At 70.4% G+C, this 22,218-nt stretch carries 19 protein-coding genes; 11 read left to right on the forward strand and 8 right to left on the reverse strand.

Annotated features, from left to right (window positions below):
* The first annotated feature begins 166 nt into the window (after window positions 1-166).
* A complete protein-coding gene (locus tag ACJ7VY_RS04785) occupies window positions 167-964 on the forward strand; it encodes a dienelactone hydrolase family protein (protein ID WP_409476465.1) in 798 nt (265 codons plus the stop codon).
* A 117-nt stretch (window positions 965-1,081) separates the two neighbouring features.
* Here ACJ7VY_RS04785 and ACJ7VY_RS04790 read toward each other — a convergent pair whose 3' ends face one another.
* Both ACJ7VY_RS04790 and ACJ7VY_RS04795 read right to left on the reverse strand, forming a co-directional pair.
* The gene (locus ACJ7VY_RS04790) at window positions 1,082-1,339 is read right to left on the reverse strand and encodes a Pathogenicity locus (protein ID WP_104938313.1); all 258 of its coding nucleotides are present in this window, start codon (window positions 1,337-1,339) and stop codon (window positions 1,082-1,084) included.
* A 4-nt stretch (window positions 1,340-1,343) separates the two neighbouring features.
* Window positions 1,344-2,342 (reverse strand): polyprenyl synthetase family protein, encoded by a 999-nt coding sequence (locus ACJ7VY_RS04795; RefSeq protein WP_409476466.1) that lies wholly within the window; start codon window positions 2,340-2,342, stop codon window positions 1,344-1,346.
* 177 nt (window positions 2,343-2,519) lie between these two features.
* Between ACJ7VY_RS04795 and ACJ7VY_RS04800 the strand changes: the two genes are divergently transcribed.
* On the forward strand, window positions 2,520-4,133 hold the full coding sequence (locus ACJ7VY_RS04800; RefSeq protein WP_313229346.1) for an alpha glucosidase: 1,614 nt from the start codon (window positions 2,520-2,522) through the stop codon (window positions 4,131-4,133).
* 505 nt (window positions 4,134-4,638) lie between these two features.
* Here ACJ7VY_RS04800 and ACJ7VY_RS04805 read toward each other — a convergent pair.
* Window positions 4,639-7,401: a TonB-dependent receptor gene (locus ACJ7VY_RS04805; RefSeq protein ID WP_409476467.1), complete on the reverse strand. Its 2,763-nt coding sequence runs from the start codon at window positions 7,399-7,401 to the stop codon at window positions 4,639-4,641.
* 317 nt (window positions 7,402-7,718) lie between these two features.
* A complete protein-coding gene (locus ACJ7VY_RS04810) occupies window positions 7,719-9,785 on the reverse strand; it encodes a glycoside hydrolase family 97 protein (protein ID WP_409476468.1) in 2,067 nt (688 codons plus the stop codon).
* A 197-nt stretch (window positions 9,786-9,982) separates the two neighbouring features.
* On the opposite strand from ACJ7VY_RS04810, the gene ACJ7VY_RS04815 reads away from it, so the two are divergent.
* The 3 genes from ACJ7VY_RS04815 (at window position 9,983) to ACJ7VY_RS04825 (ending at window position 13,669) form a co-directional block, all read left to right on the forward strand.
* Window positions 9,983-11,464 (forward strand): MFS transporter, encoded by a 1,482-nt coding sequence (locus ACJ7VY_RS04815; RefSeq protein WP_104940141.1) that lies wholly within the window; start codon window positions 9,983-9,985, stop codon window positions 11,462-11,464.
* Window positions 11,464-13,194, forward strand: a complete 1,731-nt coding sequence (locus ACJ7VY_RS04820) for an alpha-amylase family glycosyl hydrolase (RefSeq protein WP_409476469.1) — start codon at window positions 11,464-11,466, stop codon at window positions 13,192-13,194. Before ACJ7VY_RS04815 ends, ACJ7VY_RS04820 begins: the two co-directional genes overlap by 1 nt.
* 94 nt (window positions 13,195-13,288) lie before the next feature.
* The gene (locus ACJ7VY_RS04825) at window positions 13,289-13,669 is read left to right on the forward strand and encodes an SseB family protein (protein ID WP_104940142.1); all 381 of its coding nucleotides are present in this window, start codon (window positions 13,289-13,291) and stop codon (window positions 13,667-13,669) included.
* A 70-nt stretch (window positions 13,670-13,739) separates the two neighbouring features.
* On the opposite strand, the gene ACJ7VY_RS04830 is transcribed toward ACJ7VY_RS04825, so the two are convergent.
* On the reverse strand, window positions 13,740-14,768 hold the full coding sequence (locus tag ACJ7VY_RS04830) for a LacI family DNA-binding transcriptional regulator (protein WP_161615060.1): 1,029 nt from the start codon (window positions 14,766-14,768) through the stop codon (window positions 13,740-13,742).
* A gap of 69 nt (window positions 14,769-14,837) precedes the next feature.
* The gene (locus ACJ7VY_RS04835; protein WP_409476470.1) at window positions 14,838-15,182 is read right to left on the reverse strand and encodes a GIY-YIG nuclease family protein; all 345 of its coding nucleotides are present in this window, start codon (window positions 15,180-15,182) and stop codon (window positions 14,838-14,840) included.
* Between the two features lie 86 nt (window positions 15,183-15,268).
* On the opposite strand from ACJ7VY_RS04835, the gene ACJ7VY_RS04840 reads away from it, so the two are divergent.
* Window positions 15,269-15,862, forward strand: a complete 594-nt coding sequence (locus tag ACJ7VY_RS04840; protein WP_409476471.1) for a DUF2239 family protein — start codon at window positions 15,269-15,271, stop codon at window positions 15,860-15,862.
* Window positions 15,863-15,997: 135 nt separating this feature from the next.
* Window positions 15,998-16,534 (forward strand): single-stranded DNA-binding protein, encoded by a 537-nt coding sequence (locus ACJ7VY_RS04845; protein WP_104938320.1) that lies wholly within the window; start codon window positions 15,998-16,000, stop codon window positions 16,532-16,534.
* 147 nt (window positions 16,535-16,681) lie between these two features.
* Here the strand turns inward: ACJ7VY_RS04845 and arsH are convergent, their stop codons facing one another.
* Entirely contained in the window at window positions 16,682-17,413 is a 732-nt protein-coding gene (gene arsH / locus ACJ7VY_RS04850) for an arsenical resistance protein ArsH (RefSeq protein WP_409476472.1), read from the reverse strand.
* A gap of 17 nt (window positions 17,414-17,430) precedes the next feature.
* Between arsH and ACJ7VY_RS04855 the strand changes: the two genes are divergently transcribed.
* The 4 genes from ACJ7VY_RS04855 (at window position 17,431) to ACJ7VY_RS04870 (ending at window position 20,739) form a co-directional block, all read left to right on the forward strand.
* Entirely contained in the window at window positions 17,431-17,763 is a 333-nt protein-coding gene (locus ACJ7VY_RS04855; RefSeq protein WP_409476473.1) for an ArsR/SmtB family transcription factor, read from the forward strand.
* A 54-nt stretch (window positions 17,764-17,817) separates the two neighbouring features.
* A complete protein-coding gene (locus tag ACJ7VY_RS04860) occupies window positions 17,818-18,330 on the forward strand; it encodes an arsenate reductase ArsC (RefSeq protein ID WP_409476474.1) in 513 nt (170 codons plus the stop codon).
* Between the two features lie 13 nt (window positions 18,331-18,343).
* Window positions 18,344-19,375, forward strand: coding sequence for an ACR3 family arsenite efflux transporter (arsB, locus tag ACJ7VY_RS04865; protein WP_409476475.1), 1,032 nt, complete (start codon window positions 18,344-18,346; stop codon window positions 19,373-19,375).
* Window positions 19,376-19,578: 203 nt separating this feature from the next.
* The gene (locus ACJ7VY_RS04870) at window positions 19,579-20,739 is read left to right on the forward strand and encodes a P1 family peptidase (protein WP_409476476.1); all 1,161 of its coding nucleotides are present in this window, start codon (window positions 19,579-19,581) and stop codon (window positions 20,737-20,739) included.
* 288 nt (window positions 20,740-21,027) lie between these two features.
* On the opposite strand, the gene ACJ7VY_RS04875 is transcribed toward ACJ7VY_RS04870, so the two are convergent.
* Window positions 21,028-22,137 carry a helix-turn-helix transcriptional regulator gene (locus ACJ7VY_RS04875; RefSeq protein ID WP_409476477.1) on the reverse strand — a complete coding sequence of 370 codons (1,110 nt, stop codon included), beginning with the start codon at window positions 22,135-22,137 and terminating at the stop codon, window positions 21,028-21,030.
* Window positions 22,138-22,218: the final 81 nt, after the last annotated feature.

Raw genomic sequence — 22,218 nt, forward strand, 5'->3', positions numbered from 1 at the left:
GTGCCGGCCCATGGGCGTGGGCCGGGCCCGTGCTTTCGCTGAGTGGCGCCTTGCGCGGCGAGCCCCGCCCCCGGGGAGGCCGGAGTACAGGGCAAAGGGGGCGGCACGCGCCGTTCATGCCGCATCAGGCATAGACTCGCCGCATTCCCCGGACGGAGTGACTCCCATGCGAACCGTGCGCAAGTGGCAGGTGGCGTTGCTGGTGGCGTGTGCGTCGGCGGCACTGCCGGCGCTGGCGAAGATGCAGCAGCGGCCGGTGGAGTGGCAGCTGGACGGCGCCCGCTACAGCGGCGTGCTGGTCTTCGATGACGACGGCGACGCGCGTCGCCCGGGCGTGGTGATGGTGCCGAACTGGCGCGGGGTGAACGCATCGGCGATCGAGAAGGCCGGGCGCATCGCCGGCGACGACTATGTGGTACTGGTGGCCGACGTCTACGGCAGCGCGGTGCGGCCGAAGGACGACGCCGAAGCCGCCGCGGCCTCCAGGCCGCTGCGCGAAAACCGCGGGCTGTTGCGTGCGCGCGCCCGCGCCGCGCTGGACGCGCTCAAGGCCCAGGCCGGCAAGGCGCCGCTGGACGCCTCGCGCATCGCCGCGGTGGGCTTCTGCTTTGGCGGCAGCACGGTGCTGGAAATGGCGCGTGCGGGCATGCCGCTGGCGGGCGTGGTGAGCCTGCACGGCGGCCTGTCCACCCCCAGCCCGGCCGCCGCCGGCAGCGGCAAGGTGCCGATGCTGGTGCTCAACGGCGCCGCCGACCGCGGGGTGACGGCCGGCGATATCGCCGCGTTCGGCGCGGAAATGGATGCCGCCGGCGCCGACTGGCAGTTCGTCAATTTCAGCGGTGCGGTGCACTGCTTCGCCGAGGCCGACGCCAACAGCCCGCCGGGCTGCGTGTACGACCCGCGCGCGGCCAGGCGCGCGTGGAAGATGATGGACGTCTTCCTGGAAGAGCGCCTGGGCGATTGAGCGCCGGGGCCGGCGCGGGCGCGGCTTCCGTTGCAGGTGGGGGCGGATGCCGCGCCCGGAACCGGCAACGCATCGCGCCTGCCGCTGGCGGTCGCCGGCCTGCAGCCGCGCGGCCGCCTAGGACCGGGGGGCGTGGCTGCGTGCGGCCGCGATGGCGCCGGCGATCGCCGCGCGCGCCTGCGGGCTGTTGCGCCAGCAGCTGCTGCCCAGCATCGCCGCGGCCTGGCCGACGATGTCGCCGGGCTCGGCCTGCGCCAGTTGCCGCAGGGTGTGGAAACCCAGTTGTTCCAGCCGTGCCACCACGGTGGCGCCGACGCCCTTCACCGCCAGCAGCGCGGCGCGCTCCTCGTCGTTGAAATGCCGCGCGGACGTCATCGGCTCAGTGGCGGCGTTCGACCGCGTAGCGGGCCAGGCCGCGCAGGGCGGCGACGGCATCGCTCTCGGGCAGGCCATCGAGCGCGCGCTCTGCGGCGTCGGCGTACTCGACCGCGCGCTGGCGGCTGTATTCCAGGCCGCCGGTGGCGCGGATGGCGGCCAGCACCTCGGGCATGGCGTCGGCATCGCCCTCCTGCACGATCGCGCGCAGGCGCTCGCGCACGGCCGCGTCCGAATGCGCCATGGCATGGATCAGCGGCAGCGTGGCCTTGCCCTCGGCCAGGTCGTCGCCCAGGTTCTTGCCCAGTTCCTCGGCGTTGGCCGAGTAATCCAGCACGTCGTCGGCGATCTGGAACGCATAGCCCAGCGCCATGCCGTAGTCGTACAGCTGCCGCTGCACCGCCTCGCCGGCACCGCTGGCCAGCGCGCCCAGGCGGGTACCGGCGGCGAACAGCACCGCGGTCTTGCGCTCGATCACCCGCAGGTAGGCCGCTTCGTCGGTATCCGGGTTGTGGACATGCAGCAGCTGCAGCACCTCGCCTTCGGCGATGCGGTTGGTGGTATCGGCCAGGATGCGCATGACCGGCATGCGGTCCAGCTCGACCATCAGCTGGAAGCTGCGCGAATACAGGAAGTCGCCGACCAGCACGCTGGGCGCGTTGCCCCACAGCGCGTTGGCGGTGCTGCGGCCACGGCGCAGGTCCGACTCGTCGACCACGTCGTCGTGCAGCAGGGTCGAGGTGTGGATGAACTCGATGATCGCCGCCAGCTGGTGGTGCTCGGGCCCGGCGCCGCCGGCGGCATGCCCGGCCAGCATCACCAGCATCGGCCGCAGGCGCTTGCCGCCGGCGGAAATGATGTGGTCGGCGATCTGGTTGATCAGCACCACATCGGACGCCAGGCGGTGGCGGATCAGGGCATCGACGGCGGCCATGTCCGGGGCGGCGAGGGTCTGGATGGCGGGCAGGCCCAGCGCGGGGCGGAGGTCTTCGGCGATGCTCATGCGATGGCGTCGGGGGGCGTGGGGCGATTATAGGCGGTGCCGCCGGTGACCGGGCGCCGCCGCCGGCACGCGCGTGAATACGTATGCACTGCGCGCCATGGCTCCGGTGCCGCCGCTAAGCTGGCGTGGTTCATCCATGCCCGGCCGCGGGCACGCACAAGCCCGGAGGGGCGCTCGATGTCGAACACTCCCTGGTGGCGGGGCGCCGTCATCTACCAGATCTATCCGCGCAGCTTCCTGGACACCAACGGCGATGGCGTCGGTGACCTGCCGGGCATCATCGACCGGCTCGACTACATCGCCTCGCTGGGCGTGGATGCGATCTGGGTATCGCCGTTCTTCCGCTCGCCGATGGCCGATTTCGGCTACGACATCGCCGACCAGCGCGACGTCGACCCGCTGTTCGGCACGCTGGACGACTTCGACCGGCTGCTGGCCAGGGCGCATGCGCTGGGCCTGAAGGTGATGATCGACCAGGTGTTCAGCCACACCTCCGACCAGCACCCGTGGTTCCGCGAGAGCCGGCAGAGCCGCGACAACCCCAGGGCCGACTGGTACGTGTGGGCCGATGCGCGCGAGGACGGCACCCCGCCCAACAACTGGCTGTCGATCTTCGGCGGGGTGGCCTGGAAGTGGGAGCCGCGCCGGCGCCAGTACTACCTGCACAACTTCCTGTCGTCGCAGCCGGACCTGAATTTCCACAACCCGGCGGTGCAGCAGGCCACGCTGGACTACGTGAAGTTCTGGCTGGACCGCGGCGTCGACGGCTTCCGCCTGGATTCGATCAATTTCTGTTTCCACGACGCGCAGCTGCGCGACAACCCGGCCAAGCCGGAGAGCGAGCGCGTGGGCCGCGGCTTCAGCCCGGACAACCCGTACGCCTTCCAGTACCACTACTACAACAACACCCGGCCGGAGAACGTCGGCTTCCTCGAGCGCCTGCGCGCGCTGCTGGACCAGTACCCGGGCGCGGTGGCGCTGGGCGAGATTTCCTCGGAGGATTCGCTGGCGACCACCGCCGAGTACACCGCGCCGGGCCGCCTGCACATGGGCTACAGCTTCGAGCTGCTGGTGGACGACTACAGTGCCGGCTACATCCGCGCCACGGTGGAGAAGCTGGAGGCGACCATGCGCGACGGCTGGCCGTGCTGGGCGGTGTCCAACCACGACGTGCAGCGCGCGGTGACCCGCTGGGGGGGCCACCCGGCCGACCCGGCGATGGCCAGGATGCTGGTCGCGCTGGTGTGCTCGCTGCGCGGCTCGGTGTGCATCTACCAGGGCGAGGAACTGGGCCTGGGCGAGGCCGACGTGCCGTTCGAGGCATTGCGCGACCCCTATGGCATCACCTTCTGGCCGAACTTCAAGGGCCGCGACGGCTGCCGTACGCCGATGCCGTGGACCGGCGGCGAGCTGGCCGGCTTCAGCACGGCCAGGCCATGGCTGCCGATCCCGGCCGAGCACCGCGCGTTGTCGGTGCAGGCGCAGGAGGCCGCGCCCGATTCGGTGCTCAATGCGTTCCGCGCGTTCCTGGCCTGGCGTCATGCCCAGCCGGCGCTGACCGGCGGTGCGATCCGCTTCCTCGACAGCGCCGAGCCGGTGCTGATGTTCGAGCGCACGCGGGATGGGCAGACGCTGCTGCTGGCCTTCAACCTGTCGGCGGCGCCGGTGCGGCACCCGCTGCCCGCTGGCTCGTGGCAGCCGCTGGCGATGCCCGGCCCGGATGCAGGACGCGCCGAGGCCGGCGAACTGCTGTTGCCCGCGCACGCGGTGTACTGCGCACGGCGCGGCTGAGCGTTGCAACCCGCGACGCGGCCTGCAGGGGCGGAGAGCGATCTCCGCCCCTGCTGCGTTGTGCGTCGCCTGCGCGCGCAACGCAGTGTGTGCCGCCCGGCACCGGCCATCGTGCGCCGCATGCGCTCCGGCGCCGCGGAGCGGCGAGGAACCATGGCGGGGCGCTGGCCCGCTGCGGCGTGCAACGCGCGTCCCGGTGCCGATGGACCGCGATGCCCTCGCGCATGGGCGGCGTGCCGGCACGTCCCCGGCCGCGGGCGTCATCGGCCCGTGGGAAACAGTACGGTGTCGACCACATCGCGATGCGACGACCGGTTGCCAGCGCCACCGGACAGGGACGCGGCGTGACCCCTCCGGCCGTTGCCAGGGTGGGGCGTCGCGGGTGCAGCCGCGGGCGGCCGCGGGGCGGCCTCGAGCGCCGGGATGGTGGCCGGGGCGCCGGCCGCGCGCATGAAAAAACCCGCTGCCGGGGCAGCGGGTCCGGTGTGCGGCTGAAACCGATGGCTCAGAACTTGTAGTTCACCCCGATCTGGTAGCTGCGGCCCCATTCCACGGTCTCCAGTGGACGATCCTTGCTGCCGGCATAGGTTTCGTACCTGGAGTTGGTCAGGTTGCTGGCCTGCAGGTACAGGCTCAACCCGCTGAACATCGTGTCGCTGCCGAAGCTGTAGCCCAGCTGCGCGTCCAGCACGTTCTCGCCCTTGACGTAGCGCAGGGTGCGGTTGCCGTTGAAGTTGCCGATCTCGCCGATGAAGTCCGAGCGCTTGCGCTGGTTCAGGCGTACTTCGAAACCGTCGTTCTCGTAGTAGGCGGTGAAGTTGTACACGCGCTTGGACAGGCCCGGCAGCATGATCGGGGCGCTGCCGACGCTGGAGACGGCGCCCGGATCCGGCGGGATGGTGATGCTGCTGTCGTTGAAGCTGGCGCTGGCGACCACGCCGAAGCCGCGCAGCGCGTCGGCGAACAGGTCCAGCGGCAGCGAGGCGGTCAGTTCCATGCCGCGCAGGCTGCCACCACTGCCGTTGAACGGCGCGGTGTAGGTGCCGGTCTTGTCGACGACGACGCCGGGCGGCAGCGAAATGGCGTTGGCTTCCAGCCAGGCATCGACCTGTTGGGTGAAGTCGTAGCCATCGCGCTTCTCGGTGTAGATGTAGGTCTTCAGGTCCTTGTAGAACACCGCGGCGGCCACGTAGGCCTTGTTGCCGAAGTACTTCTCCCACGACAGGTCCACCGCATTGGCCAGCCACGGGTCCAGCCGCGGATTGCCGCCGCTGGCGCCGGGCCTGCCGGTGTTGGTGTCCACGCCGAACTCCATCGATGCACGCATCTCGTCCACCCGTGGGCGCGCGGCCTGGCGGGCCAGGGCGAAGCGCACGGTGTTCTCGGCCGGCAGTTCGAACGCCAGGTTCATGCTCGGCAGGAACTTGAAGTACTTGCTGCCTTCGCTGATCGGGATCACCCGGTTGCCGACCGGCTGCGAACCGTCCCAGTAGTTGGAGTGCGAGGACTGGTCCACGCGCTGGCCCTGGATGCCGATGTTGCCGCGCACCGGGATCGAGCCGATCTGGGTGCTGATGTTGGCGCGCAGGAACAGCGTGGCGATCTCCTCGTCCACCGTCCACTGCTTGGGAATCAGGTAGCTCTCGGTGGTAGTGGGCTTGAACACCATGTACCTGGCGACCGCGGCCGGGACGTTCCAGGCCGGGATGCGGCCGGCGCCGGCGAAGCCCAGGTCGACCGGCGCGTACTGCAGGTCGGCGGCGATGCTGGTGATGCCCTGCGCGCCCAGGTTGATGTTGCCTTCGGCCTGGGTCTTGTCCTTGCTGCGGTCGGCGTAGTTGAGGCCGACGTCGATGTCGCTGAACCAGCTGAAGCCTTCCGGTGCCGGGACGTTCACGGCCAGCTTGAAGCCCTTCAGTTCGTCATCCACGTGCGGGGTCTTGCCGTAGCCCGAGCCGTAGATGGTGTTGGTCAGGAACAGCTTGCTGGCATCGGAATAATCCCGCCCCGGGGTGAACCGCGGGAAGTTGCCGCCGGCGAAATCCAGGCGCACCGAATCCAGCTGTGGAGCCGGCAGCAGCTGCAGGTTGTTCTCCAGGTTGGTCTCGTCGCGCACCGCCTTGGACCAGCTGACGTCCGCGACCAGGCGCACCTCGCCGAAGGTGAATTCGTTGTTCCAGCCGAAAGCCTTGATGCTGTCCTCGCGGTAGTTGTACATGCCGCGCACCAGCGGGTAGACGTTGTGCGCCACGCCGCTGACGAAGCTGCCGTCGCGGGTCACCACGTCGGTCAGGTACAGCGGGTCGTAGCCACCGTTGTAGCCACCCAGGTGGATTTCCAGCTGGTTGGCGGTGTCGTATTCCTTGGCCTTGGTGTAGAACGCATCGAGCGTGCTGGTCCAGGCGTTGTTGGGGCGGAACTGCACGGTGGCCATCACGCCGTCGCGCTTGGCGTTGCCGGTGCGGCGCAGCGCCTTGATGCCGTCGGAGTAGAACGTGCCGGCGGGAACGCCGGGGCGCCAGTCGTTGCCGCCCAGTGCCTGCCATGGCTCGTACAGGCCGACCTGGTTCTCCTGCTTGGGCATGTCCGAGTGCGAGTAGCCGATGGCCAGGCCGACGGTGTCGTCGGCGAACTTGTCCACGAAGCTGACGTTGAAGCGGTTGCCGTAGGGGTCGACGCCGGCGGCTTCGCCCAGCGAGTTCTTCTGGTAGCGGCCGCTGACGGCGATCACCCGGTCGCCATAGCTGAGCGGGCGCACGGTCTGCATGTCCAGGGTGCCGGACAGGCCCTGGCCGACCAGGCCGGCGTCGGGGGTCTTGTACACGGTCACGCCGCTGATCAGCTCGGACGGATACTGGTCGAATTCCACGCTGCGGTTATCACCGGTGCTGACCATCTCGCGGCCGTTGAGCAGGGTGGTGGCGAAGTCGGGCGACAGTCCGCGCACGCTGATCACCTGGGCGCGGCCGGCCACGCGCTGCGCGGCCAGGCCGGGCAGGCGGGCGATCGATTCGGCGATGCTCACGTCCGGCAGCTTGCCGATGTCCTCGGCCGAGACCGCTTCGACGATCGAGGTGGCATCGCGCTTGACCGAGATCGCGCTCTCGATGCCACGGCGGATGCCGGTGACGGTGACCGTGTCCAGGTTCACGGCGTCGGCTTTCTTCTGGCCGTCGTCGGCGGTGCTCTGCGCGTAGGCGCCACTGGCCTGCAGCGCCAGCGCGGACGCGAGCGCCACGCTCAACAGGTTGCGCTTGGTGTTCAACATTCTCCCCTCTCCCAGGTGATGTCGTTTGGTTGTTCGGTGCCTGCACCGGAGCGGTTTGCGGGCGTTCGTCGCCGTTGCGATGCGCTCGGGTTGCGACTGCCATGCATGGTAATCAGCGGGCAACGTCGTGGAATCGGCCTGCATACGTATTCAATGCGCCGACAAGCGGCGCGTCCGCCGGGATTGCGCATGACAACGATGGCAACGGCGCCACGAGGCGCCGTCGGCCATGCGCAGTCGCGGTAGGAGATGCCGCGCGTGCCCAGCATGAGGCGGCCGAACAGCCATGCGGCGCAGGCACCGCACCCACGGCGCAATCAATCCAGCGGCACGAAGCGGATCGCGGCGCCGCCGCCGGGTGCGAGCTTCAGCACGATGCGGTCGCCGCTGCCGACCTCCCGGGTCTCGCGGGCGAAGGCGAAGGGCTGGTCGCGCCAGTTGGCGCCGTCGCCATCGCGGTAGATCTCGGCGCGGTAGCGGCGGCCCGGCTCCAGGAACGACAACGGTGTATCCAGTTCGCGCGGCCGGTCGTCGCCGACGCTGCCCAGGAACCACTCGCCGCTGCCGCGCGCCTTGCGCGCGATGGTCGCGAACTGCCCGACCTCGCCGTCCAGCACCCGGCTCTGCTCCCAGTCCACCGCCACGTCGCGGATGAACTGGAAGGCATCGGGATGCTGCGCGTAGTGTTCGGGCAGGTCGGCCACCATCTGGATCGGGCTGTACAGCACCACGTACAGCGCCAGCTGCTTGGCCAGGGTGCTGCGCAGCGGCAGGCCGTTGCGGCCCTTCAGGCTGACGATGCCCGGGGTGAAGTCCATCGGCCCGGCCAGCATGCGCGTGAACACCAGCGTGGCTTCGTGTTCCGGCGGGTTCGGCGGCGCGCCCCAGGCGTTGTACTCCATGCCGCGCGCGCCCTCGCGCGAGACCCAGTTGGGCCAGGTGCGGCGCAGGCCGGTGTCCTTGATCGGTTCGTGCGCGTTGACCGCGATGTGCCGCCGCGCCGCCTGCTGGACCACGCGCAGGTGGTGGTTGCTCATCCACTGGCCCTCGTGCCACTCGCGCACCACCGGGCCACCGGCGTGGTCCTGGCGCTGGATGTCGCCGGCGTCGCAGACGTAACCGGTCTTGACCACCTTCACGCCGTTGCGCGCGTACAGGTCGAGCGCGGCCGGCAACTGCCGCTCGTAATGGCTGACCGCGCAGGCGGTCTCATGGTGGCCGACCAGGTGCACGCCCTTGCCGGCGGCGTAGCTGGCCAGCCCCGGCAGGTCGAAATCGGCGGTGGCACGGGTGAAGTCGAAGCCCCAGCCGTTGGCGAACCAGTTGCCGTCCCAGCCGGGGTTCCAGCCTTCCACCAGCACCCCGCGGAAACCGTTGGCGGCGGCGAAGTCGATGTAGCGCCGGGTGTTGGCGGTGGTGGCGCCGTGCCGGGGGCCGGTGGCCCAGGTCTCGGTCTCCAGGTGCAGCGACCACCACACGCCGACGTACTTGGCCGGCGTGAACCAGCTCACGTCGCCGATGGCATTGGGCTCGTTGAGGTTGAGCACCAGGCTGGATTCGGCCAGGTCGCCGGCGCGCTCGCCGACCTGGATCGTGCGCCACGGCGTACTGAACGGCAGCGCGCGCACCACCGCCGCGTCGCCACTGCCGGGGGTAAGCGCGGCGCGCAGCACGTCGCCGTCGCCGCGGGCCAGGTTCATGCCCGCGTAGTCCAGCAGCGCGGCCTCGTGGATGGCCACATGCAGGCCGCTGTCATCGCGCAGGGTCAGCGGAGTCTGCGCGGTGCCGATCTCGCGCAGCGGGGTGTGGCGGTACAGGTATTCCTCGCGGTTCCATTCGAACGCCGGGATCCACCAGGCGCTCGCGGCGCGGGCGAGCGCGAACTCGGTCAGCTCGGCGCGGATGCGCGCCTCGCCCATCGCCGCCTGCCGCGGGAACTCGTAGCGGAAGCCGACGCCGTCGTCGTAGACGCGGAACACCACGTCGAAACGGCGCCCGGGAAGGGCCGCGTCCACCGGCTTCTCGGCGAAGCGGGCGCGCAGTTCGTTGTAGTGGTTGCGGGTCAGGCGGCGCTCGCCCCACGGCTGCTCCCAGGTCTCGTCGAAACTGCGGCGCGACTGCCCGACCAGTTCGAGGTTGCGTTCCAGGCGCCCGTCGCCGAGCAGGAAGCCCAGCCGCGACGGGGCGATCACCGCCTGGCCCCGGCGTTCCACCCGGTAGGCGATGCGTCCTTCGTGCTGCGCTTCAAGGACGACGGCGAGCACGTCGCCGGGCGAGGCGATGCGCGCCAGGTCCGCCGCCCGGGCGACGGGCAGGCAGGCCAGCAGCAGGAGCAAGGCGAGGGTGATGCGGTGCGGGAACGGGCAGGGGCGTGGCAGGACCATGACGGGTATCGGCTCCGGAGCACGGGGGCGGCAGGCAGGTGCCACCACTATTCCAGTTGGTGCACAGCGTCATCGGCGGCAGCGGCATTGAATACGTATGCACCGGCGGTGCGCATCGCGCGGGTGGCCTCTACCATGGCCCGGCCGCCGTGGCGGCGTACATCGCATCCGTGATTCCCGGAGGGGGGAAGCGCTTGATGAAAAGCAAACCGCAGCTGTCGTTCTGGCAGATCTGGAACATGTGTTTCGGGTTCCTCGGCATCCAGTTCGGCTTCGCGCTGCAGAACGCCAATGCCAGCCGCATCTTCGAGACGCTGGGTGCGTCGATGGAGGCGGTGCCGGGGCTGTGGATCGCCGCGCCGCTGACCGGCCTGCTGGTGCAGCCGGTGGTGGGCTACCTGTCCGACCGCACCTGGACGCGCTGGGGCCGGCGGCGGCCGTTCTTCATGCTCGGTGCGGTGTTGACCACGCTGGCGCTGCTGGTGATGCCGAATTCGCCGACGCTGTGGATCGCCGCCGGCACGCTGTGGGTGCTGGATGCCTCGATCAACGTGTCGATGGAGCCGTTCCGCGCCTTCGTCGGTGACCAGCTGGCGCCGCGCCAGCGCCCGGCCGGCTATGCGATGCAGAGCTTCTTCATCGGCGTCGGCGCGATCATCGCCAGTCTGCTGCCGTATCTGCTGGCGCGCTGGGGCGTAGCCAACACCGCCGCGCCGGGCGAGGTGCCGGACACGGTGCGCTATGCGTTCTACTTCGGTGCGGTGGTGCTGCTGGCGGCGATCGCGTGGACGGTGTTCAGTACCCGCGAGTACCCGCCGGCGGAGCTGGCCGCGTTCGACGATGCCGAGCCGCCCGCCGCGCACCGGGTGGCCGCGCCCGGCGGCGCGCCGCCATGGGCGCAGGTCGCCACGTGGCTGCTGCTCGGTACCGCGCTCGCGCTGTTGATCGGCTGGCGCCAGGGCGACCGCATGCTGTACGTGCTGGCCGGCCTGTGCATCGCCTACGGCGTGCTGCTGGCGCTGGCGCGGCTGCTGCCCGGCACCCACATGCTGGCGGCCATCGTCGGCGACCTGCGCGCGATGCCGGCCACCATGCGGCGGCTGGCGTGGGTGCAGTTCTTCTCGTGGTTCGCGCTGTTCGCGATGTGGATCTACACCACCGCGGCGGTGGCCGGCACCCATTTCGGTTCCACCGATCCGCAGTCGGCCGCCTACAACGAAGGCGCCAACTGGGTCGGCGTGCTGTTCGGCGCCTACAACGGCTTCGCCGCGCTGGCGGCGCTGGCCATCCCGGCCATGGTGCGGGTGCTGGGCCTGCGCTGGAGCCACCTGCTCAACCTGTGGCTGGGCGGCGCCGGGCTGGTGTCGCTGATGTTCATCGGCGACCCGAAGTGGCTGCTGCTGTCGATGGTCGGGGTCGGCTTCGCCTGGGCCTCGATCCTGTCGCTGCCGTACGCGCTGCTGTCCGACAGCGTGCCGGCGTCGAAGATGGGCGTGTACATGGGTATCTTCAATTTCTTCATCGTGATCCCGCAGCTGGTGGCCGCCAGCGCGCTCGGCTTCGCCCTGCGCACCTGGCTGGGCGGCATGCCGATGCACGTGCTGGTGCTGGGCGGCTGCAGCCTGTTCGTGGCCGGCCTGTGCGTGCTGCGGGTGCCGTCCCGTCCGGAGGTGGTGTGATGCGCGTGCGTCTGTCGATGGCCGGCCTGGCGCCGGCGCTTTCCCTTGCCCTGCTGGCCGGCGGTGCCGCGGCCGCGCCGCGCCCGGACTACGTCGGCACCACCGAGCCGTTCGCCGGCGACGCGGTGTACTTCGTGGTCACCGACCGCTTCGTCAATGGCGACCCGGCCAACGACCAGCGCGAGCAGGGCGGCGCGCACCCGACCTTCGACATCCCGGTGCATTGCGCGGACGGTATCGACGGCAACATCGGCTACCTCGGCGGCGATTTCCGCGGCGTGCTCGACAATGCGCGGTACATCCGCAACCTCGGCTTCGGCGCGGTGTGGATCACGCCGATCGTCGACAACCCCGACCAGGCGTTCACCGGCAGCCGCCCGGTCACCTGCAACAGCAGCCTGACCGACCGTGGCAAGACCGGCTACCACGGCTACTGGGGCATCAATTTCTACCGGCTGGACGAACACCTGCCCAGCGCGGACCTGGATTTTTCCGGCCTCACCCGCGGCCTGCACGATGCCGGCCTGAAGGTGGTGCTGGACATCGTCGGCAACCACGGCTCGCCGGCCTGGACCATGCCGGTGCGGCAGCCGCAGTTCGGCCAGATCTTCGACCGGGACGGAAAGCTGATTGCCGACCACCAGAACCTGCCGCCGCCGCAACTGGACCCGAAGCACAATCCGCTGCATGCCTTCTACAACGCCATCGGCCCGGTCGACGGCGAAAAGGGGTCGATCTTCGACGGCAACCTGGCCGAGCTGTCCGATTTCAACCAGGACAACCCGGCGGTGATGGACTACCTGGTCGGCGCCTACCTGCAGTGGACCGCGCAGGGCGTGGACGCGCTGCGCATCGACACCATCGGCTGGCTGCCGCACCGGTGGTGGCATGCGTTCGTGCAGCGCATCCGCGCCGCGCACCCGGGCATGTTCATGTTCGGCGAGGCCTTCGACTACGACGCCGCGCGCATCGCCGAACACACCTGGCCGGCCAACGCCAACGTCAGCGTGCTCGATTTCCCGCTGCGCGGCGCGCTGGCGGCGGTGTTCGGCAGGGAAGGCCAGGGCTACGAAGCGCTGGCCGGACCGCTGCATCTGGACGGCGGCCCGTATGCCAACCCGTACGCGCTGATGACGTTCTACGACAACCACGACATGGCGCGGCTGGACGCCAGCGATGCCGGTTTCATCGACGCGCACAACTGGCTGTTCACCGCGCGTGGCATCCCGGTGCTCTACTACGGCTCGGAAACCGGTTTCATGCGCGGCCGCGCCGAACATGCCGGCAACCGCGCCTACTTCGGCCAGGAGCGCATCGACGCGGCGCCGCGCAGTCCCATCTTCGCCCCGCTGCAGCGCATCGCGCGCCTGCGCCAGGCCACCCCGGCGCTGCAGCGCGGCCTGCAGGTCAACGAACGCCTGCAGGGCGACCAGGCGGTGTTCTACCGCGTGCTGCAGCACGGCGGCACCGCGCAGACCGCACTGGTGCTGCTCAACAAGGGCGACACCGCGCAGGCCTTCGAAGTGCGCCGCTATCTGCAGGCCGGCACCTGGCGTGACGCACTCGAGGGTGGCACCCAGGCGGTGCGCGACGTGCTGCGGGCGACGGTGACGGCGCACGGGGTCAAGGTGTTCGTGCTCGACGCCGAGGTGCGACAGCCGGCACTGCAGGCGCGGCTGGACGCGGCGATGGCCGACCAGGCCGCACGCGACGCACGCCTGGCGCGCTGACACCGTGCGCAGGGATGTCGCGCGCGCCGGCGCGCACGCCCTGGTCGATGGCGCCGCGGCGGTACAATCCCCGGCCCCTCCGATGCCGCACGCCATGGACACGCTTGCCCCGCAGAACCCGCTCGAAACGCTGCTCAAGGCCGCCATGGACGGGACGTTGCCGATCAGGGCGTTCATGCAGGCGTTCGTCGCCTCGGAGGTGGTGCTGCTCACCGGCAGCCTGGTCACCCCCGATGGCAGCGGCTTCGATCCGCTGCTGTTCGACAAGCAGGGCGTGCTGCACGTGGCGGTGTTCACCGACATGGCGCGGGTCGGCATCCATACCCAGCAGGCGCCGCACACGCTGCGCTGGCTGATGCTGGACGTGCTGCGCCGGGTGCCGGGCGGCTACGGCGTGGTGGTGAACCCGGGCACGCCGCTGGGCTTCGAAGTGGCGCCATCGGGCGTGGGCGAACTGCTGCGGGATTTCGGCTGACCCCATGCATGTGGGGCTGGCCCCGCCTCGGGCGTCAGCGGGAAAGCGCCCTGCGCGGCAAGGCCCGCAGCTACATGCGCGAGGATTCGCGCACCGCCAGCCTGACCGCGATGCTCTGGCTGTCCACCGGCGCGCCGGCGATCAGCGCCAGCAGCTTCTCCACCAGCAGGTGCCCGGCCAGCTTGGTGTCCTGCTGCACCGTGGTCAGCGCCGGCGATACCGAGGCCGCCAGCGGAATGTCGTCGAAGCCGGTGACCGCCACGTCCTGCGGTATGCGCAGGCCGTGCTCGCGCAGCGCGCGCAGTGCGCCGATGGCGATCAGGTCGCTGGCCGCGCACACCGCGTCGAAACGCTGCCCGCCGGCCAGCAGCGCGGCGCAGGCGGCGTGGCCGGACTCTTCGGTGGTGATGGCGTCGTGCTGCAGGCCCGGCTCCGGTTCCAGGCCGCGCGCGCGCAGCGCCTGCGCATGGCCGCGGTAGCGTTCCTGGAATTCCGGGTAATGGCTGGAGGCGTGGCCGAGGAAGGCGATGCGGCGCCGGCCCTGGTCGAGCAGGTGCGCGGTGATGTCGAAGCCGCCCTGGAAGTTGTCGCTGCCCACCGATACCCCGGGCTGGCCGGGCAGGGCCGCGCCCCAGCGCACGAAATGGGTGCCCTGTTCGACCAGGCGCCGCAGCCGTTCGACCGATTGGTGGTAGTCGCCATAGCCGAGCAGGATGATGCCGTCGGCCTTGTTGCTGTCCTCGAAATCGGCGTGCCAGTCGCTGGACAGCTGCTGGAACGACACCAGCAGGTCCTGTCCCTTCAACGCGCAGGCGCGGGTGATCGAGCCCAGCATCGAGTGGAAGAACGGGTTGATCAGCGAGTCGTCCGGGGTCGGGTCCTCGAAGAACAGCAGTGCCAGCGTGCCGGACTGCTGGCAGCGCAGGCTGGACGCGTTCTTGTCCACCTTGTAGTTGAGCTGGCGGGCGATCTCCAGGATGCGCCGGCGGGTGTCGGCGTTGACCATCGGGCTGCCGCGCAGGGCGCGCGACACGGTCGGTTGCGAAACGCCGGCCATGTGCGCGATATCCAGTGACGTGGCTTTGCCCTTGATGACCATCATGACCGGCAAGGTGAAGGTGCCGGCCATCATGCCACGTGGCGGCGGCAACCGTGCCGCCGCCACGGATCAACGCAGCGCCGTGGCGCCGGTCCGCCGGCAGACCTCGGCCAACGCGTCCTGCAGCCGCCGCGCGCGTTCGAAGTCGTGCAGGTCGGGGTCGTGTTCCAGCACGTGCGCGTCGTGCCACTGGAACGCTTCGGCGCCGTGCAGGTTCCAGGCCTGCTGCAGGCGCCGGTGCGGGTGGTTGCCCAGGCGCAGGGTGAACAACAGCCGGTTGCCGATGGTGGACAGGTCGTTGGCCGGTCCGGCCCAGCTTTCGCCGCTGGCGGTGCAGCGCACGTGGTAGATGCCGCTGCGGGGCGCGCGGCGTTTGTAGTCGGCGATCTGCTGCCGGCGCTGGTGCTTGTCCATGGGGGCTGGGGTCTGGCGGGAGGTCTGATATTGCCCGGGTAAAAATGAAATGGCAATATTACCCGGGTCAAATATGGAGCCGTTGCATGAACGATCCCCTGAAGGCGCCCCACGCCCTGTTCGACGGCAGCCGGCTGCTGGTCCGCGGCGCGCTGCGCGACGTGGCGCGGGAGGCTGCCGCGCGCGCGGGCACTGGTGCGCACGGGCGCCCGCTGCTGGTGCTGGACGACCGCACCGGGCAGAGCGTGGACCTGGACCTGCGCGGCGATGCCGCGCAGGTGCTGGAACGGCTGCCCGTGCGCTTCGCGGTTGCGGACGGGAGCGGAAAACCCCTGCCCAGGGAGCGCGGGCGCCCGCGGCTGGGCGTGGTGGCGCGCGAAGTCACCCTGCTGCCGCGCCACTGGGAATGGCTGGCGGCGCAGCCCGGCGGGGCCTCGGCGGCCCTGCGCCGGCTGGTCGAGCAGGCGCGCCGGGAGGACGAGGGGGCGGGCGACCTGCGCCAGCGCCGCGAGGCGCAGTACCAGGCGATGCGGGTGCTGGCCGGGGACCTGCCAGGCTTCGAGGAGGCCAGCCGCGCGCTGTTCGCGGGCGACACCGCCGCCCTTGCCATGCACTTCCGGCAATGGCCCGCCGATGTAGGCAACTACCTCGCCAGCCTGTCGGTGCACGACGCCGGCTGAGCCGGCAGGGTGGGCGGGAACGGGATGGGTTGCTACCATCCCATGTCCCGTTCCGTCCCGGCACCTGCACCGGGACCCACGGATGCCGGCTGCAGCCGGCACATACCCCGGCACACAACGCAAAGAGCGAATCCCATGGCCCGCGGCATCAACAAAGTCATCCTGGTCGGCAACCTCGGCAACGACCCGGACGTGAAGTACACCCAGAGCGGCATGGCCGTGACCCGCATCAGCCTGGCCACCACCAGCGTGCGCAAGGACCGCGACGGCAACAACCAGGAACGCACCGAATGGCACCGCGTGGTGTTCTTCGGCAAGCTCGGCGAGATCGCCGGCGAGTACCTGCGCAAGGGCTCGCAGGTCTACGTCGAAGGCGAGATCCGCTACGACAAGTTCACCGGGCAGGACGGCGTGGAGAAGTACACCACCGACATCGTCGCCAACGAGATGCAGATGCTCGGCGGCCGTGGCGAGGGTGGCGGCGGTGGTGGCGGTTACGGCGGCGGTGAACGCCCGCAGCGCCAGTCGGCCCCGCGCCCGCAGGGCGGTGGCTATGGCAACCAGGACCAGGGCGGCGGCGGTTACGGCCAGCGCCCGCAGCGGCAGGCGCCCGCGCAGCAGCCGGCCCCGCCGCCGATGGACGACTTCGCCGACGACGACATTCCGTTCTGATGCCGCGGCGGTAGATCGCCTGGTACTCCTGGAAAAGCCCTCGCTGCCGAGGGCTTTTTCTTTTTCACCTGCCCTGTGCCGTGCGCTGCGGCGCGGCGCGATACGCGGGGGGCGGTCGGCGTGCCGCCGGAGCGCGGCGTCATTCCGTCATTCCGTCACCGCGGCCGCCCGCGCGATGCGTCGCGCCTGCTCCGCGCCCTTGCGCTCGCTGTAGCGGTCCACCAGATGCTCGCCGTGGCCGCGCACCAGCAGGGTGAACTTCATCAGTTCCTCCATCACGTCCACCACCCGGTCGTAGTACGGCGAGGGCTTCATGCGGCCGTCGTCGTCGAACTCCTGCCAGGCCTTGGCCACCGAGGACTGGTTGGGGATGGTGAGCATGCGCATCCAGCGGCCCAGCACGCGCAGGGTGTTGACCACGTTGAACGACTGCGAGCCGCCGCTGACCTGCATCACCGCCAGGGTATTGCCCTGGGTCGGCCGCACGCTGCCGTCTTCCAGTGGCAGCCAGTCGATCTGGTTCTTGAACACGCCGGTGACGGTGCCGTGGCGCTCGGGCGACACCCAGACCTGGCCTTCGGACCACTGCGACCACTCGCGCAGTTGCTGCACCTTCGGATGCTGCCGGTCCACGCTGTCCAGCATGGGCAGGTCGTGCGGATCGAACACCCGGGTCTCGGCACCGAGGTACTGCAGGATGCGCTCGGCTTCCCGTGCCAGCTTGCGGCTGAACGACTGCGGCCGCAGCGAGCCGTACAGCAACAGGATGCGGGGCCGATGCCGGTCGTCGGAACCCGCGGGTTGGTGCATGGGCGCGGGAAGCAGGCCGGTATCCAGATGGGTGGGGAGGTCGAAGGAGGATTGTTCGGGCTTAATCATTCGATTATTCTAGAAAAATGGAAACGAATGGTGCAATCGCTACCCTGACCGCGCTGGGACATGCGACCCGGCTGGCGGCCTTCCGTCTGCTGGTCGAGGCCGGCCCCGACGGACGCGTGGCCGGCGACATCGGCGAGGCGCTGGGTGTTCCCGGTGCAACGTTGTCCTTCCACCTGAAGGAACTGGTGCTTGCCGGCCTGGTGGTGAGCGAAAGCCAGGGCCGATACGTCTGCTACCGCGCCAACTTCCAGGCGATGAACGGCCTGATCCAGTACCTCACCCATAACTGCTGTGCCGGTTCGCCCGGTGCCGCATGCGCGCCGGCGAACGCGCCCGCCTGCGCCTGCTGAGCGCGCGGCCGGTCACTGCCGCGCCCTGTCTTTCCCCACACGACACCCCCGCCCATGACCCACAACGTGCTTTTCCTGTGTACCGGCAACAGTGCCCGCAGCGTCCTGGCCGAAGCCACGCTGCGGGCGTGGGCCGGGGACCGTTTCATGGCATTCAGCGCCGGCAGCCGGCCCACTGGCACGGTGAACCCGTTCGCGCTGGCCCAGCTGCGGGCCGAGGGAATTTCCACTGCCGGGCTGCGCAGCAAGTCCTGGGACGAATTCACCATGGCGGACGCGCCGCGCATGGACCTGGTGGTGACCGTGTGCGACGCGGCCGCGGCGGAGACCTGTCCGGTGGTCTTCGGCGATTTCCTGCGCACCCATTGGGGGTTGCCCGACCCGGCAGCGGCCGATGGCAGCGATGACCACAAGCGTGCCGCGTTCAAGCAGGCCCATCGTGTCATCCAGGCCCGGCTGAAGGCCTTGCTCGCACTTCCGGCTGCGCTTTGGCACGACCGTGCCGGGCTCCAGGCCGCGCTCGACGGCATCGGCGCGATCGGCGCCGGGGACGGCGCCGGTGAGTGACGCGGCGCCACGCATGGGCTTCTTTGAGCGCTACCTGACCCTGTGGGTGGCGCTCTGCATCGTGGTGGGCACGTTGCTGGGCCACCAGTTGCCTTCCGTTTTCGTGCGCCTGGGCAGCATCGAATGGGCGCAGGTGAACCTGCCGGTGGCCGCGCTCATCTGGGTGATGATCGTGCCCATGCTGATGAAGGTGGATTTCGGCGCGCTGCGCCAGGTCGGCCGGCACTGGCGCGGCATCGGCACCACGCTGTTCATCAACTGGGCGGTGAAGCCGTTTTCGATGGCCCTGCTGGGCTGGTTGTTCCTGCGCCACGTGTTCGGACCGTGGTTGCCGGCCGACCAGGTGGATTCCTACATCGCCGGCCTGATCCTGCTGGCGGCCGCGCCATGCACCGCGATGGTGTTCGTGTGGAGCAACCTGTGCCGCGGCGACGCGGCGTTCACCCTCAGCCAGGTGGCCTTGAACGACGCGATCATGGTGGTGGCGTTCGCGCCGCTGGTCGCGCTGTTGCTCGGCATTTCCTCGATCACCGTGCCATGGGCCACGCTGGCCATCTCCGTGGGGCTGTACATCGTGGTGCCGGTGATCATCGCCACGTGCCTGCGTGCCTGGGGGATGCGCAAGGGCGGACAGGCCCGGCTCGACCGCTGGCTGGCCCGGCTCGGCCCGCTGTCACTGGCGGCGCTGCTGCTGATGCTGGTGCTGCTGTTCGGCTTCCAGGGCCGGCAGATCCTGGCGCAGCCGCTGGTCATCGCGATGCTGGCGGTGCCCATCCTGATCCAGGTCTACTTCAATTCGGGGCTGGCGTACCTGCTGAACCGCAAGCTGGGCGTGGCCCATTGCGTGGCCGGTCCGTCGGCGCTGATCGGCGCCAGCAACTTCTTCGAACTGGCGGTGGCCACCGCGGTGAGCGTGTTTGGCGTGCATTCGGGGGCGGCGCTGGCAACAGTGGTCGGCGTGCTGGTCGAGGTGCCGGTGATGCTGTCGGTGGTCCACATCGTCAACCGGTCGCGGGGCTGGTACGAACGACCGGCCGCGCACTGAGGCGCAGCCCAGGCCGTGGCCCGGGGCGCGCGCCGCCGCGCCCAGAATGGGGATTTCCCCCGATGCGCCGGCCCCGTTCCAGCGCCAGCATCACAGGCGTCGTGGCCGCCGGAGCGGGCCGCGGCCGGGACGCGTGACCGCAGCCGCAGGGCTTGCTGTACCGTGCCGCCATGTCCCCGTGTCCTGCTGGAGATAGTCGAATGATGAAGCGCTGGTCCCTCCTGCTGCTCGCCCTGGCCGCCGCCGGCGCCACATCCGCCACGCCCGCCGCCGAACAGCGGCCGCGTGCGCGCGAGGCGGGCGTGGTGATCGGCACGCTGCCGGTCGGGCCGCGCAACGCGATCACCGACGTGGCCGGGGTCGGGGTCGGCCATGCCACGCTGCGCGAGGGCACGCGCCTGCATACCGGGGTCACCGCGATCCTGCCGCACGCCGGCAACCCGTACCGGCAGCGGGTGCCGGCGGCGATCGTGGTCGGCAACGGCTACGGCAAGCTGGCCGGCATCACCCAGGTGCAGGAACTGGGCGAACTGGAAACCCCGATCCTGCTGACCGGCACGCTGAGCACCTGGAAGGTCGCCGACGCGGCGGTGGACTGGCTGCTGCGCCAGCCGGGCATGGAGCAGGTGCGCTCGATCAACCCGGTGGTGGGCGAAACCAACGATGGTTACCTCAGCGACATCCGCGCGCGCCCGCTGACCCCGGCGCTGGTGGAGCGCGCGCTGACCACGGTGTCGCGTACCGAGGTCGAGGAGGGCGATGTCGGCGCCGGCGCCGGCACGGTCGCGTTCGGCTGGAAGGGTGGCATCGGCACCAGTTCGCGGCGGCTGCCCGCGGCCGATGGCGGCTACACGGTCGGGGTGCTGGTGCAGAGCAATTTCGGCGGCGAACTCACCATCGCCGGGGTGCCGGTGTGGAAGGTGCTGCCGGATCCGGCGGCGCATGCGCGCAGCGTCGCGGTGCCGCCGCCGAGCACCGGCGACGGCAGCATCATGATGGTGGTGGCCACCGATGCCCCGCTGGACGCGGCGCAGCTGCAGCGGCTGGCGAAGCGGGCGCTGGTCGGGCTGGCGCGCACCGGCTCGGTCATGTCCAACGGCTCGGGCGATTACGTCATCGCGTTCTCGACCGCCAGCGAGAACCTGCGCGACCCGGAGGTGGCGGCGCAGCCGGCGCGCAGCGTGGCCGGCGAAGCCATGTCGCCGCTGTTCCAGGCCGCCGCCGAGGCGACCGAGGAAGCCATCGTCAACTCGCTGTTCCGCGCGCACACCGTGCACGGGCACCGCGGCACCGCCGCGGCGCTGCCGCTGGCGCCGGTGCTGGAAGCGGTACGACGCGCGCAGGCGGCAGCGGCGCCGCGCTGAAGCATGCACCGGGGCCCGCCGCAGCATGCGGCGGCGGGTGGTCGCGACGGTGCCGCCGCCACCGCGGCCACGCTGACCAGACAGCCCTGCCTGCCCGTTGAATGGCGTCATCCCGCCGCCGGCACGGCGCCGGTGGTCCGGCGATGCGCACCGCGCGCGCCGGGTCCGTCGAGGCCGGTCGGGGGTGGTGATCGCGCCATGCGCCGGGCGCGCGCGGAGTGCGCCCGGTCCGGGCGCGGGTTGTTCAGTCCGTCGGCCGCGGCTCGAATGGCCGCATGCGTCGGCGGCTCAGTTCAGCAGCCGCGCCAACTGCGTGCGGTTGCTCACGTTCAACTTGCGGAAGATCGAGCTGATCTGCGATTCGATGGTCTTGCGCGAACGGCACAGGCGCTCGGCGATGGCGTCGTTGCGCAGCCCCGAGGCAACCAGCCCGGCGACCTTGCGCTCGCTCGGCGACAGGCACGTGAGCAGGGGCAGGCTGCGCGCGGAAGCGGCGTCACCAGCGTCGTCGCCCTCGCCATCGGCAGCCAGGATCAGCAGGTGCTGGGCGTGGCGGAGTGAATTGCCGGGCGCCGAACTGATCTCCACGCGCAGGGACTGCGTCGGGCGCTGCGGATGCGCCACGGTGAAAGTGGCGCGCTGGCCGGCTGCCGCCGCCGTGCCGGCGGCGCCCTCCATCCAGCGCCGCAGCGGCAGTTCGATCGCACGCGGCAGGCAACCGTCGCGTTCCGTATCGGTGCTCCAGCGCCGGCAGATGCGCTTGGCCTCGCGCGACATGTACGACGGCACCAGGTTGCCGTCCACCAGCAACGCGGCCAGCGGCAGCGCGTACAGCAGGTCCTCCACGGCCTTGTGCCGCAGCCGGTCGGATTCGAGCATGCGCACCCGCTGCAGGCTGGCGTCCAGCAACGGATACAGCTCGGCCAGGAACGCCAGCTCGGCGTCGGACAGCTCGGTATGGGCGGTGAGGATGCGGATGCTCAGTACCGCTTCCAGCCGGGTGCCGTCCCAGAACGCCAGGTGGATGAACTCGCGCCAGCCCGGCGCCGGGTTCTGCGCCTTGAGCCGCTCCGGCGCCAGCGCGTCCTGCGAGGCGATCTGCGAGAACGTGTACCAGCGGATCCGCGGATTGGCGTCCAGGTAGGGCGCGGCGACTTCCAGGCTGGTCACCAGGCGCGCCCCGTCGTCGCCGGCGGTGGCCAGGTGATGCCGGCCCTGCAGCGGCTGGTAGCCGTCGATGTCGAACAGCAGGCTGCACGAATGGCACGGCAGGGCGGCGTTGATCAGTGTCGCGCACGCCTGCCACAGCGACGCCATGTCCAGCGCCTTCACCAGCGCCGCGCGCGCGGACGCCAGGCCATCGGCGCGCGCGCAGGGTGGGGCATCGAGCATCAGCATGGCGTCTCCGGAAGGGCGCGGGCGGCGCGCGGCATCGTGGCTATGTAGCAGTGGCCCGTAGCGCTGGCAAGCGCCGCGCAC

Origin of the sequence: Stenotrophomonas sp. Y-13 (genome assembly GCF_046267925.1) — a bacterium.
In the GTDB taxonomy this organism is placed as follows: domain Bacteria; phylum Pseudomonadota; class Gammaproteobacteria; order Xanthomonadales; family Xanthomonadaceae; genus Stenotrophomonas; species Stenotrophomonas acidaminiphila_A.